Below are 12,964 nucleotides of genomic sequence, written 5' to 3'. Positions count from 1 at the left end.
GCCCGCCCACCACTCCTCGCTGACTTCGCGACTCCTCGTTGACTCCGCGACGCCCAAGAGTACCGGCGAGCCCGTCCCCGGCGCCCGGACCTCAGTCCGGGATCAGAGCCGCGAGGTAGGAGGCCCAGTAGGGCTCGGGGTCCACGGCCTTGACCCCGGCGCGGAGCCGGCCGGGCTCACCCGGCCGGTAGAACGCGGTCAGCGCCGCGCGCAGCCCCTCCACCGAACCGGGCTCGACCAGCAGCCCGTCCACCCCGTCGGTGACGTGGTCGCCGAGCGTCCCCACCCGGCTGGCGATCACCGGCACCCCGTGCTCGTGGCCGAGCCACACCTGCTGGCTGGCCGTCCCGCTCCGGTACGGCAGGACCAGCGCGTCCACATCCGCGAACAGCCCCGGCACGTCCTCGTCGGCCACGTAGCCGGGCCGCAGCTCCACCCTGCCGGTCAGGCCGAGCTCGGCGACCAGCGCCTCCGTCTCCTCAAGACCGCCCCAGAACTCCCCCGCCACCCGGAGCGAGACCCCCTCGGGCAGCGCGCGGATCAGCAGGTCCAGCCCCTTGTACGGCCGGACCAGGCCGAAGAAGAGCAGCCGGTCGGCCACCGGCCGGGCGCCCCCGTCCGCCGGCCTGAGCCCGGCCGGCAGGTGCGGCGCCATCTCGGCCACCGTCACCAGGGCGGGTCCCAGCCCACGGGCGAGCGCGGCCTGCCGCTCCGAGTGGACGAGCACCCCGTCCACCCTGCGCAGCAGCGCCCTCATCAGCGGCGTGTCGTACGGCTTGCGCTCGTGGGGTAGCACGTTGTGGCAGAGCGCGACCACCCGGGTCCGGCGGCGCAGGCCGTACAGCAGGCCCAGGTAGGGCGGCACCTGCACCGGGCTGAGCAGCACGAGGATCACCAGGTCGGCGGCGGCCAGCCGCCGGCCGCAGCGGACCCAGCCGTCCGGGCGGCGCCAGTCGAGGTCGCGGCGGACGTTCGGAAACGGCGCCCCGTCCGGGGTGTCCACGGTCTGCGTGCCGGGATAGAGGAAGGAGGGGTACTGCGCCCGCCACGACTCGATCACCACGTCGTGCCCGGCGCCCAGCAGGCGGTGGGCCAGCTCGGTGGTGTGCGCGACCCCGCCGCCCTTGTAGGGGTGGGCCGGTCCGACGATCGCGATCCGCATCTACTCGCTCCTGGAGCGCACGATGAGGTCGGCCAGCAGGGCCAGCGAGCCGATGAGCAGGCCGGACAGGAAGATCACGATGGTGTTGCTGGTGAGGTAGAACCCGTAGCGGACCATGTCCACGACGCCCTTGACCAGGCCGATGCCGACCAGCCAGAGCGCGGGCGGCATGAGCACCTTGAGCGGGTTGAAGTACATGACCATCCGCAGCACCTGCAGGATGTAGCGGTAGGCGTCGGAGATGAAGCTGAACTTGGACTTTCCGGCCCGCTTGCTGTACTCGATCGGCAGGTAGAAGACGTCGTGCTGGTTGGACAGGAACGACAGCGTGATCGTGGTCACGCAGGAGAACCCCGGGGGCAGCAGCCGCAGGTACGGCCGCGCGACCGACTTGCGGAAGGCCCGCAGCCCGCTGTTGAGGTCGGGGATGCGCTGACCGGCCAGCCGCTCGGCCACCTTCCGGATGAACCACTTGGCCGGCACCCGCAGAAACTTGTGGGAGCCCTCCTCGGTGGTCCGCGCGCCCACCACCTGGTCGATCGTCTGATCCTTCTCCAGGATCGCGACCAGCTCGGGGATGCGCTCGTTGGGGTACGTCATGTCCGCGTCGGTCCACACGACGATCTCGCCGCGCGCCTCCTGGGTGCCGATCCTGCGCACCGTGCCGGAGCCGCCGTTGCGGTGGAACGCCCGGATCCGCATGTTCGGAAAGCGCGGCGCGGCCTCGGTGAGCCTGGCCAGGGTCTGGTCGGTGGAGAAGTCGTCCACGGCCACGAGCTCGTAGGTGTAGCCGCTGCGGTCCATGGCCTCGCAGATGCGCTCGACCTCGTCGATCACATGGTCCTGTTCGTTGTAACAGGGCAGGACGATGGTGACGTACGGCGTTGCGTCCACAGCTGATTCACTCTCGGAAGTCTCGGGCGTGCTCACGTCGGGCGAGGATACTCTGCCCGGATGGGGGCCGGACCCACATTCAGGCGCCGAAAAGCGCTTCTCGCCCGGTTTCCCATGGATCTTTCCCTGCTTTTCCCCTCCAGGAGGGCGTTCTCCTCCGGGGAACGGAACGTCAGGGAACGGCCATCCAGGTGTCGACGGCCATCGACCAGGTGCCGTTGGGCGCGTCGACCAGGGAGCGCTCGTCCTGGCGGGTGCGGAGTCTCATCACCTGGACCGGCTCGCCGTACAGGGCCAGCTGGTCCGCCCTGACGGCGAGCAGGACCGGGACGCGGCCGGCGGCGCGGACGCGGCGGATCAGCCGGGTGACGTCGGCCGAACCCGGGATGTCGGTGCCCTGCCGGAGGACGACCCGGGCGGTGGGCACGTCGCAGGTGTTCCGGACGACCGGGGTGAGCCGGTCACCGGTGACCCGCTCCACGATCAGCACCGAGGCGCGGGCCGGGAGGGCCGCGCACATCGCCTCGACCGCGGCGCGCTCACCGCGCTCAACCGGGGTGAAGGCCGTCCCGCCCGAGGTGACCACCGGTGGGACGAGGAGCAGCAGCGCGCCGGCGACGGCGACGCCGTTCTGGACGGACCGGCCGTACCCCATGCCGCGGGCCCGGTCGCGCAGCCATCGCACCCCCCAGACCGCGAGCAGGATCAGGCCGGGGATGACGACGGGGACCAGCCGCCGGGAGGCCCACGGCTGGTCGGGGGTGATGGAGGGAAGATAGAGCGTGGCGACCGTGGTCCAGCCGACGACGGCCAGCGGCGGCAGCCAGCCGGGCTCCCGCCCCCTGACCAGCCCGCGGGTGAGCAGGGCCGCGGCCAGCGTGGCCAGCACCACCGCGGGGGCCCCGACGTACCAGATCACCCAGTGGAGCGACTCCTCGTAGTAGAGCCGGGAGCCGTCCATCGGCAGCCCGTTCGCCCGCTGGGTCCGCTCGATGAATCCGTAGGTCAGCCGGTCGTCCGGGGTGAGCGGCCACCGGATCACGGTCTGCAGCCACGGCCGGACCGCGAAGGCCGCCATGACCACCACCACCAGGCCCGCGGCGAGATCGGGCAGCCGCCGGATCCCGGCGAGACGCCGCAGCGGGGACGCCAGCCTCGGGGCGAGGGCCGCGGCGGCCAGGGTGAGGAGCAGAACCGCGCCGCAGACGGCCAGCAGCGGCCTGAGCGAGCCCGACAGATAGTTCAGGTACGGCCTGGCCAGGAGATAGGCGGCCACCAGCCCCAGCCCGGCGCCCACGGCCAGGCCGCAGAGCAGCGGAACGCCCAGCCCGCCCTTTGTGCGGTCACCGATCCGGCGCAGGGCGATCAGCAGCCCGGCGTAGGCGAGGATCGGAAGCACGTCCCGCAGGCCGTCGATCCTGACCAGGACGGCCAGTCCGAAGACCAGGCCTGCCAGGGCCGCCACGGCGCCGTCGGAGCGAGGCCCGAACCGGGCGTCGTGCAGCAGGGCGAGACCGCCGAAGAGCAGGATCAGGGACGGGATCTCGCTGAAGGTGGCACGCGAGGTGTAGAGGATCGGGAGACTGACCGCGAACGCCAGGGCGGCGAGCGGAGCCCAGCGTGCGCCGACCAGCCGGGCGACGAGCCCCGCCAGGACCAGCACCGCCGCGGCCCCCAGCAGCGCCGGGACCAGCAGCAGCCCGGGAACACCGCCCAGCCAGTAACCCACCGCCTGGATCATCGGCGGCCCCGGCATGAACTGCGGCACGACGGCGCCGCCGAAGTCGTAGAAGCCCATGCTGCCGAAACGCAGCGCCGGATCCGCGCCGCCGAAGGCCGCCTCCTGGTACGGGATCGGCAGCGAGCCGTGGCGGGCCAGCCAGACGGCGTACTGCGCGTAGGTCGCGGGATCACGGCGGACGATCAGCTGCTCGCTGCCGAGCAGGCCGTTGAAGATCCCCGAGGCCAGGGCCACGGCGACCACCCCGCCCGTCTGCCGGGCGGACGCCCCGGCCGTCGCCGGCAGGCGGCGCGAGCCGTACCGGCACAGGAGCACGGCGGCCGTCAGGCCGAGCGGCAGGGCGACGGCGGGACGGAACCAGCCGAGCAGCAGCAGCGGTAGCGCGACGAGCAGCCAACCGGCCAGCGCGAGCGCGGGCACGGTCGACAGCACGGCGAGCACCCTGCCCGCCGAGGGCCCGCGCCTCCGATCCCACCGGCCGATCCTCATAGCTGGCCCCGAGCGTAGTGGCAGCACCCGGTGGAGGCGACGAGGGCGCGCGTCGGCCCGGCGCGACCCGGTAGCGTACGCGCAGCATGCGGAGGGACGGCAGGGGCGTGCGCCGATCTGGCGCGACCCGGTCGCGTACGCGCGGCACACGGGGGATCGGCCTCGGCGGAACGGCCGGGGCGTCGGACCCGGTCGCGTACGCGCGGCACACGGAGGGGGCGAAGAGTGATCGGGTGGGCGCGGCGGCACCGGTGGTTCCTGGGCGTGCTGGGCGCCGGGGCCGTCCTGAGGACGATCACCATGCTCGGCTACCGGCCGGCGCTCTGGTTCCCCGACTCCTACACCTACGTGGTCACCGCGCTGAGACCCCGGCCCGACCTGGTCCGCCCGGCCGGATACTCGATGTTCCTGCGCCTGCTCGAACCGTTTCACAGCTTCGCGCTCGTCGCGGCGGTCCAGCACCTGCTGGGGCTCGGGGTCGGCGTGCTGGTCTATGTCACCGCCCGGCGGCTGCGCGCCCCCGGCTGGGCCGCGGTCCTCGCCTCCGTCCCCGCGCTGCTGGACGCCTACCAGGTCGAGCTGGAGCACCTGCTGGTCTCCGACACCCTGTTCGCCGCGCTGGTGACGGCCGCGGCCTGCCTCGCCGTCTCACCGGCCTCGGGGAGACGGGAGGCGGCCGGGATCGGCCTGCTGCTCGCGGCGGCGACGCTGACCAGGACCGTCGGGCTGCCGCTGGTCGTGGTCTTCGCGGGCTGGCTGGTCTACCGGGCGCGGGGGCGGGTGGCCACGGCCGCCGTCATGCTGGCCGCGGCGGCGCTGCCGATCCTGGGGTACGGGGCCTGGTTCCACGCGACCTACCACCGGATCGGCCTCGTGGGTGCGAACGGCGTCTTCCTCTACGCCAAGACGATGACCTTCGCCGACTGCGCGGCGATGAGGCCGCCCGCGGACCTGGCCGTGCTCTGCGATCCCCGCCCGCCCGGGGAGCGGCCCCCCGCCCAGGAGTACGTCTGGAGCCAGGACTCGCCGCTGGTCAGGCTGCCCGGCATCACGTTCACCCGGGAGAACGACACGCTGGCCGGGCGGTTCGCGTCGCTGGCCATCCGCAGTCAGCCCCTCGACTACCTGGGCTCGGTGACCTCGGAGCTGGCCCGCTCGTTCACCCTGGGCCGTCCGGTCTACCCGGATCAGGAGATCTACGACTACTACGAGTTCCCCGCGGAGCCGCCGGCACCACCCGGCCGCTATCCCGCCATGGTGGGCGCCGGGTTCGCCCAGCGCTACCAGCGGGGCCCGATCGACACCCGGATCGTCGAGCCCTACGCGGGCTGGATGCGGGCCTACCAGCGGGTGGCCCACCTGCCCGGCGCGGCGGTGCTGGTGATCCTGCTTCTTCCCCCGGTGGCGGCCGGTGTCCGGCGGTTCCGCCCGGCCTCGACGGCGTGGCTGCTTCCCTGGACGACGGCGACGGTGCTGCTCGTCATGCCGGCGGCGGTGGCGGAGTTCGACTACCGGTACGTGCTGCCCGCCGTACCGGTCGCGTGCCTCGCGGCGGCGCTTGCGTTGAGTAAACCCTCCTTCACTAACATACCAATAAATGTCCGTATTTGAGTATGCTGGGCGGCCTGATCATCACGGAGGCTGCGGGGGGCGGTCATGACCAAATTCGCACCATCACGACTCCCGGCACTCGCCCCGTGACCTACTCTTTGGGCGCGATGAGCGAGCTGAAACAGCCCCGGATGCCGCGGCCGAGCGAGGAGATCGCATGAGCGACCACCGGCATGTCGCCGTAAGCGCTCGGAACACCGCACCGGCCATCCCCGGCCGCCGGGGCTCCAGGCGCGCGGGCCACGACGGTGGATCACCACCCGAGAACCCCACCCCGCAGGGCGCTCCCCCCCGGCACGGCGGTTCCGGTGGGCCGGGCGGCTCCGGGGGTCACGGCAGGCCGGGCGGCGCCGGTGGCAAGGCCAGGCGGCTGAGCGCGGGGGCCTGGGTCAGCATCGCGCTGACCGGCGTCATGGTCGTCGGCACCCTCACCGGCTACAAGTTCTACCGGGACATCGAGGGCAACATCAAGCGCGAGGACGTCGAGGGCAGGCTCAGCGCGAACCGCCCGCCGGAGACCGGCGCGCTCAACGTGCTCGTCGTCGGCTCCGACAGCCGCGACGGCGCGGGCAACAAGAAGTACGGCCAGCACCTGCAGGGGCAGGGCGAGCGGACCGACACGATCATCCTCCTGCACATCTCCCCGAACCGCGACAAGGCGACCCTGGTCAGCTTCCCGCGCGACTCGATGGTCCAGGCGCCCCAGTGCCAGAACCCCAGGACCAAGGCGGTCATTCCCCCCGGTCTCCGGCAGATCAACGCGACCTTCAACGACGGCGGCATCGTCTGCACGTGGGACACGATCGAGGCGCTGACCCAGATCCACATCAACCATTTCGTCAAGGTCGACTTCTCCGGGTTCAAGGGCATCGTCGACGCCCTCGGCGGCATCGAGATCTGCCTGCCCAAGGACGTGGTGGACAAGAAGGCCAAGCTCGACCTGACCAAGGGCAAGCACACGGTGCAGGGCGAGACCGCCCTGGCCTACGTCCGCGCCCGCTACCAGCTCGGCGACGGCAGCGACATCAGCCGGATCAAACGCCAGCAGGTCTTCCTCACCCAGGTGATGAAGAAGGCGACCAGCTCCGACCTCCTCACCGACCTCAGCAAACTGACCGCCTTCCTTGAGGCCGCCACCTCCTCCGTGACGATGGACCGCAACCTCACCACCGCGCGACTCCTGGAGATCGCGCAGAGCGCGAAGTCTCTGACCGCCAGGGGGCTGAAGTCGGTCACCGTGCCGTGGAGGCCCTACGCGCCCGACCCCGGCCGGGTCGAGTGGGCCCAGCCGCAGGCCGACCAGCTGTTCGCCGCGATCCGCAGCGACATCGAGGTGCAGCCGACCGCGACGCCCAAGCCCTCCGGTACCGATACCGATACCGGCAAGGAGACCGAGGCCCCGGCCAAACCCGCGATCAAACCCGCCCAGGTCAGGGTCCAGGTGCTCAACGGCACGAACACCTCGGGCAGGGCCGTGGAGGTCGCCGAGGCGCTGACGGCGCAGGGCTTCACGGTGGTCGAGGTGGGCAACGCCCAGCTGCCCACCGGCGCCGACCAGCCGAAGACGAAGGTGCTGTACGCCAAGAACGCCGAGGACGGGGCGGACTACGCCCAGCCCGTGGCCGCCAAGCTGCTGCACCAGGAGAAGATCGTCCCCGCCGCGGGCAAGATCAAGCCCAACACCGTGGAGCCCTACAAGCCCGCCGCCACATCCACCCCGGGCACGGGCGCCACTCCCCCCGCCACCGGTACGGCGGGCACCGCCACCGGCGGACCGGTGATCCAGCTCGTCATCGGCGCCGACTGGAAGGGCGTCGCCTCCCCCATCAAGATCCCGGACAGCATCAAGGAGAACGTCGTCGACGCCAACACCAACCCCTGCCTCTGAAGCGCGTCCCACCAAAGATCGTCAGGCGCCCGGGGCAGTGGTCGCCGGCTCTTCTCTCCGATCTGCCCTCGGAGCACGGAGAAGGCCCCTGGAATACACCCCCCCTCGCGGGAAAGCATCGTCCGCAACATCAGAAATTGGGAGGCGGGGAAGTGCCGGCCCAAAGACCCGTACCGCGTCCTGTACGCACGAGCCTTCGGCACCGGCGAAGCGGAGCTGTTCGGCGAGAGCACCGAGGCTGACATCCGAAGTGGTGCAGTCCTCGATGACGAGCTCGACGCCTTGGAGTTGGCCCGCCGTGTAGCCATCAGCGACGTTGGTGCCGAGACACTCGAACGGTTGGAGACGGTCGTTGACGGTTTAGCGGTGGCCTACCCCGGAACGCCACCGGCGGAGCTGCTCGGCCGGGTGCGCCGTCACCTCGCCTACGTCTCTCAGCTGATCGACGCGAGGAAGACGCTCACCGAGTATCGGCGCCTGCTCGTGGTCGGGGGTTGGCTGTCCCTGCTCGCCGCCACCTGTCATATCGACCTTCGCCAGTTCCCGGCGGGCGCCGCACGGCTCCGGACGGCCGCTCAACTGGCGAAGCACGCCGGACACCCCGAGATCATGGCGTGGTCCCTGGAAACGGAGGCGTGGCAGGTTCTCACGACCGGGGACTACCGGCGCGCGCTGAGCCTGTCCCAGGGAGCGCAACGGGTCGCGCCGAAGGGAAGTTCGGCCTACATCCAAGCGACCGCCCAGGAGGGCCGTGCGTGGGCACGGCTCGGCGCCGGCCGGGAGACGCGCGACGCGCTCGACCGAGTCGCGCACTTGGTCGGGCCACTGCCAACGCCCGACCGGGCCGAACATCACTACCGATACGATCCCGCCAAGAGCGACGCCTACACCGCCACGACATGGTCGTGAGCACTGATCCATCGAGCGCTGGTCACAAAGGTTCCGACCCGCACGAACCGTCCCGGCGTATACGGGGCCGGTACCCCTCCGCGGGCACCAGCACTCCGCATCGGTCGCAAAGGCTCCGCCCGACCGCCAGGAAAAGCCCATTCTCTGTCATGTCCCTTGGCCGGGGTCTGGTCCGTCAACGGGGATGGTCAGATCAGCTCGTACTGCGGCAACCTCCGCATCGCTGGAGTCGACGATGAACTCGTTGCCTTCTGGATCGGTCAGGACGGCCCATCCGAGGCCTCTACCTCGGTCATGCGAACTCATGAGTGTGGCCCCCAGGCGCTCCAACCTGGCGATCTCCTCGGTCAGGGTCCCGTCGACGGCGTTGAGACGCACGGATAGCCGGGCCCCCCCTTTGGCGTCATCGAGTTCATGACGCACGAACAGCATCGTTGCCGGACTGTTCTCGGGGCCGAGACTGATCCAGCAACCGTTCGGGCCAGAGTCGATGGGGCGCTCCAGGGCCTTGCTCCAGAAACAGGCGACCGACAAAGGGTTTATGCATCGCAGCATGAGGTGGTGGATTCGGAGTGCCATATGCCCGATCGTTTCAAGCCAACCTCTCAGAGTCGAGAGCGGGAAGGGTGGCTAGGAGGGCTACGCCGTAGAGATTACATAAAGATGAGTCAAGAATTATTGACCGATTTTGTCGTGGATTGCGATGATCGCGTGGGTTTGGAGACAGTCCACAAAGAGGACGGTGATACATGACGATCTTACGGCGGCTCGTGGTTGCCATCATCACGCTTACGGCAACCATCTCCCTGAGTGGCCCGGCTATGGCCGCAACCGACCCGTCTGCCCCGGAGCCTTCCCCACAGTCGATCCAGTCGACAACACCGCCTGGACCGGCAAGCACCGCGTTCGCCGGGATTGGCTCAGCGGACGCGGAGAACGGCACAGTCTCTGCCGGACCCGTCATCGGGTGCTGGATCGTCGCGGAGCATCCGGTGACGTTGACCCCCAACAGCAGAGACATCATCGGATCCGGGGAGATCACGCGCTGTACCAGCGAGAAGCCGTCGGCCTGCGCCACCACGAGCTGGCTGTACCGGATCAACGCCGACGCTTCCGAAACCCGGGTTGGCTCAGGGCCGACGAGGCATTCCTGCACCCCTGGGCGAGCGTCGCGGTCGGAGGCTTCCTACCGATGCACGTATCATCCGTCACGTGAGTTTTCCTACTTCACCATTACCACATTGACGGTGGTGATCAGAGGGCAGACGGTGTCCAATGACGCCGTGAGTGGCAACAGCCACTACTGGTGCATCTAAATTCACGGTCATCAAAGAGGGGGCGTCCCCACAAGCCCCTCTTCGATAACCCCGGGGCACACAGTGATGCCTGGACGATACTCAGGCTGCGTCCGGCCGTCGTGGTCCAAATGTCAGCTCATATCCAGCTACAGGCCGCCATCCAGCACAACCGCAAGATCTGACGACAGGTTACCCGCCGTCAGCGGACATGATCACATCCGGTACGGCCCCGAGTTCGCCACCACCAGGGGACGCCCTCGGTCATCTCGGGGAGCGGTCACCGGACGGGTCTGGGGGAGTCCGGGGCGGCCTCCCTCCAGGCGATCGGGGGGGCAGTCGCGGATCCCCTCGATGTACTGCCGGAGTGGGCCATCCCCGCGTGTGCGGGGCCGACAAGAGTCCCGCCCCTGGCCTGGGGAGCAGAGGCGGGGGCGGTGGGGACCCGTCGTCCGGTGAAGATCACGATTCGCCGGGAACCACGGGAAACACGTGACACGCGTGCGACACCGACCCCATGAACACTTAAGGTGGTCGGGTCGGCGAGGTAACCCCCGCCACGTGGCCGCGCCCCCCGGTGCTCCTGGGCGACTTCGCTGGCATGTCCGACTTTTCCCAGTCTCCGACAGATAGCTGAGCGTCTTCCCCGTGAGCGACACCCGCCCCCCCTTCCAGGTACCGCCCCCCGGGGATGACGACGCCTCCGGCGCCGACACCGGCGGGTCCGCCGGCGGACAGGGCCGGACACCCGCCCCGTGGCCGATGCCCGAGCACGCGCAGCCGTCTCCGGCGCCCCGGACGCCGTGGCCGGAGCAGTCCGGCCACGGCGTCCCCGCTCCCGCCCCCGCCTGGGAGGACCGTCAGGACGACCGGGACACCGACGACGAGGCGGGTGAGGTCACCGCGTGGGGTTTCCCGGCCTACCGCGACCCGCAGCCGCTCCCCCCGCCCGCCGCCCCCGGAGCGCAGGCGCCCTATCCCACCCCCGGGGCACATGGGCCTTATCCCCCCACCGCCTACGGGACGTCTCCGGCGTTCGGCACGAGCGCCCCCTATCCGGCCCCCCCGTCGTCGGCCGCACGGGAGACACGAACGCCCTACCCGGACACCCAGGCGTCCCATCCCTACGAGCGAGCGCCCCACCCGGGCACGCCCCATCCGGACCCGCGAGCGCCCTACCCAGACACGCAAACGGCCTACCCCGGCACTTCCCCCCCGGACACGCGGCCCCCCCACCCGGACGCGCGAACGCGTTATCAGGACACGCAGGAGGCCACCTCCGCCAGGCGGCCTGACACGGCGCCCCGCACCACCCCCGCCAACCGCCCCTTGGACCCGCTGGACCCCGCCTGGTCACCCACCCCACCCGTCCAGAGGCCGGAGCGGGATTGGTCACAGATTCCCCCGGTTCCCCCGGCCCCACCGGTTCAGGGGCCAGGGCAGGACTGGTCACAGATTCCCCCGGCCCAGGGGCCGGGGCAGGACTGGTCACAGGTTTCCCCGGCCCCGCCGGCCCAGATGCCGGAGCGGGACTGGGCGGCGGAGCCCGGCTTCCCTCAGCGGTTGCCGGAGCACGGCACCGGCCGGCCCCTGGAGCAGGGGTGGTCACCGGAGCAGGGCATCCCCCGGCCTCCGGAGCAGGGGTGGTCGCCGGAGCACGGTGTTCCTCAGGCTCCTGGACAGCCCCCGTCCCAGACCCCCGGCCAGAGCGCGGCCCATCCCGCGCCCCACACCCCGGCGTGGGTGGCCGGGGTGCCCCAGGTCCAGCCGCAGGAGGCCCCGCCCGCCCCCGAACGGCCCTTCTCCTACTGGGAGAACTCCAGCCGGTTGCCGGAGCCGGAGGCGGAACGGCGGGCGCTCCTGGAGCAGCAGCCGTTCCCCGAGCCGCAGAGGGACTCGCCGGAGAAGCCCTCCGCTCCCCCTGCCAGGAAGAAGCGCGAGCCGTACCTGGACAACGTGAAGTTTGTCCTGATCGCCCTGGTCGTCACCGGGCACTCGCTGGTGCCCACCCTGGCCGCGCACTCGGCCAAGTCGGCGTACCTGTTCATCTACACGTTCCACATGCCCGCGTTCGTGCTGATCAGCGGTTATCTCGGGCGCAACTTCTGGAATTCCAACGCCAAGATCAACAAGCTGGTCGACACGCTGCTGGTCCCCTACGCGTTCGTGGAGATCGGCTACGCGCTGCTCCGCTACTCGCTGGGCCAGAAGTGGACCCTGACCATCATCGACCCGGCCTGGCTGAACTGGTATCTGGTCGCCCTGGTGCTCTGGCGGATCTCCACGCCCATCTGGACGCGGATGCGGCAACCGCTGCTGGTCGCGGTGACCATCTACATGGTGGCGGGCTTCTCGGAGATCTCCGGTGACTTCAGCCTCGACCGATTCTTCGGCCTGCTCCCGTTCTACGTGCTCGGACTGCTGCTCAAACCGGAACACTTCGACCTGCTCAAACCGCTCTGGGTACGGATCGCGGCCGGGGTCACGGTCGTCGCCGGCATGGGGATCGCCGTCCTCATCGCCCCCCGCGTCGGTCTCGACCCGGTCTACTTCCGCTACAGCTTCAAGCACATGCACCTGAACTGGTGGATGGGGCTCACCGTGCGCGGGGCCGTACTGGTCGCGGCGCTGGTCCTGACCGTCGCGGTGCTCGCGCTGGTACCCCGGCGCGAGACGTGGTTCTCCGAGCTGGGCACCCGCACGCTCTACGCCTACCTGCTCCACGGCGTCCTGGTGCTCATCGCCAAGGACCAGGGCTGGCTGAGCGTTTCCTGGCTGCACGGCCCGCTGGGCGTGCTGGCGCTCGCGTCGAACGCGCTCCTGCTGGCCTTCGTCCTGTGCCTGCCGCAGGCGCGCACACTGTTCCGATGGCTGCTGGAGCCCCGCCTGGTCTGGCTCTACCGCCGGCCGTCCGACTCCCCCGCCCACAGGAAGCGTTCAGCCCAGGTTCCCCGGTAGCCGACCAACGCGTCTAC

Annotated in this window: 8 protein-coding genes; 4 read left to right on the top strand and 4 right to left on the bottom strand. The window is 70.4% G+C overall.

Annotated elements, in window-relative coordinates:
* Window positions 1-91: 91 nt before the first annotated feature.
* From ABZ194_RS03655 to ABZ194_RS03645, 3 genes are all read right to left on the bottom strand, one after another.
* On the bottom strand, window positions 92-1,162 hold the full coding sequence (locus tag ABZ194_RS03655; RefSeq protein WP_355591883.1) for a glycosyltransferase family 4 protein: 1,071 nt from the start codon (window positions 1,160-1,162) through the stop codon (window positions 92-94).
* The gene (locus ABZ194_RS03650) at window positions 1,163-2,056 is read right to left on the bottom strand and encodes a glycosyltransferase family 2 protein (protein ID WP_355591880.1); all 894 of its coding nucleotides are present in this window, start codon (window positions 2,054-2,056) and stop codon (window positions 1,163-1,165) included. It lies immediately after the preceding gene.
* Between the two features lie 172 nt (window positions 2,057-2,228).
* Window positions 2,229-4,286, bottom strand: coding sequence for a hypothetical protein (locus ABZ194_RS03645; protein WP_355591877.1), 2,058 nt, complete (start codon window positions 4,284-4,286; stop codon window positions 2,229-2,231).
* 225 nt (window positions 4,287-4,511) lie between these two features.
* On the opposite strand from ABZ194_RS03645, the gene ABZ194_RS03640 reads away from it, so the two are divergent.
* The 3 genes from ABZ194_RS03640 (at window position 4,512) to ABZ194_RS03630 (ending at window position 8,694) form a co-directional block, all read left to right on the top strand.
* Window positions 4,512-5,897: a hypothetical protein gene (locus tag ABZ194_RS03640; RefSeq protein ID WP_355591874.1), complete on the top strand. Its 1,386-nt coding sequence runs from the start codon at window positions 4,512-4,514 to the stop codon at window positions 5,895-5,897.
* Window positions 5,898-6,054: 157 nt separating this feature from the next.
* A complete protein-coding gene (locus ABZ194_RS03635) occupies window positions 6,055-7,785 on the top strand; it encodes an LCP family protein (RefSeq protein ID WP_355591871.1) in 1,731 nt (576 codons plus the stop codon).
* 339 nt (window positions 7,786-8,124) lie between these two features.
* Window positions 8,125-8,694 carry a hypothetical protein gene (locus ABZ194_RS03630; protein WP_355591868.1) on the top strand — a complete coding sequence of 190 codons (570 nt, stop codon included), beginning with the start codon at window positions 8,125-8,127 and terminating at the stop codon, window positions 8,692-8,694.
* A 147-nt stretch (window positions 8,695-8,841) separates the two neighbouring features.
* Here ABZ194_RS03630 and ABZ194_RS03625 read toward each other — a convergent pair whose 3' ends face one another.
* Entirely contained in the window at window positions 8,842-9,273 is a 432-nt protein-coding gene (locus ABZ194_RS03625; RefSeq protein WP_355591865.1) for a VOC family protein, read from the bottom strand.
* Between the two features lie 1,364 nt (window positions 9,274-10,637).
* Between ABZ194_RS03625 and ABZ194_RS03620 the strand changes: the two genes are divergently transcribed.
* On the top strand, window positions 10,638-12,947 hold the full coding sequence (locus tag ABZ194_RS03620; protein ID WP_355591862.1) for an acyltransferase family protein: 2,310 nt from the start codon (window positions 10,638-10,640) through the stop codon (window positions 12,945-12,947).
* Window positions 12,948-12,964 lie beyond the last annotated feature (17 nt).

Source organism: Streptosporangium sp. NPDC006007, assembly GCF_040614315.1.
Lineage (GTDB): Bacteria > Actinomycetota > Actinomycetes > Streptosporangiales > Streptosporangiaceae > Streptosporangium.
The sequence above is the reverse complement of the archived record's forward strand: the minus strand, read 5'-3'. Positions and strand labels throughout refer to the sequence as shown.

Coding starts and splice junctions, on each gene's coding strand:
- ABZ194_RS03645 (WP_355591877.1), bottom strand. CDS start 4,286: ATGAGGATCGGCCGGTGGGATCGGAGGCGCGGGCCCTCGGCGGGCAGG.
- ABZ194_RS03635 (WP_355591871.1), top strand. CDS start 6,055: ATGAGCGACCACCGGCATGTCGCCGTAAGCGCTCGGAACACCGCACCG.
- ABZ194_RS03655 (WP_355591883.1), bottom strand. CDS start 1,162: ATGCGGATCGCGATCGTCGGACCGGCCCACCCCTACAAGGGCGGCGGG.
- ABZ194_RS03625 (WP_355591865.1), bottom strand. CDS start 9,273: ATGGCACTCCGAATCCACCACCTCATGCTGCGATGCATAAACCCTTTG.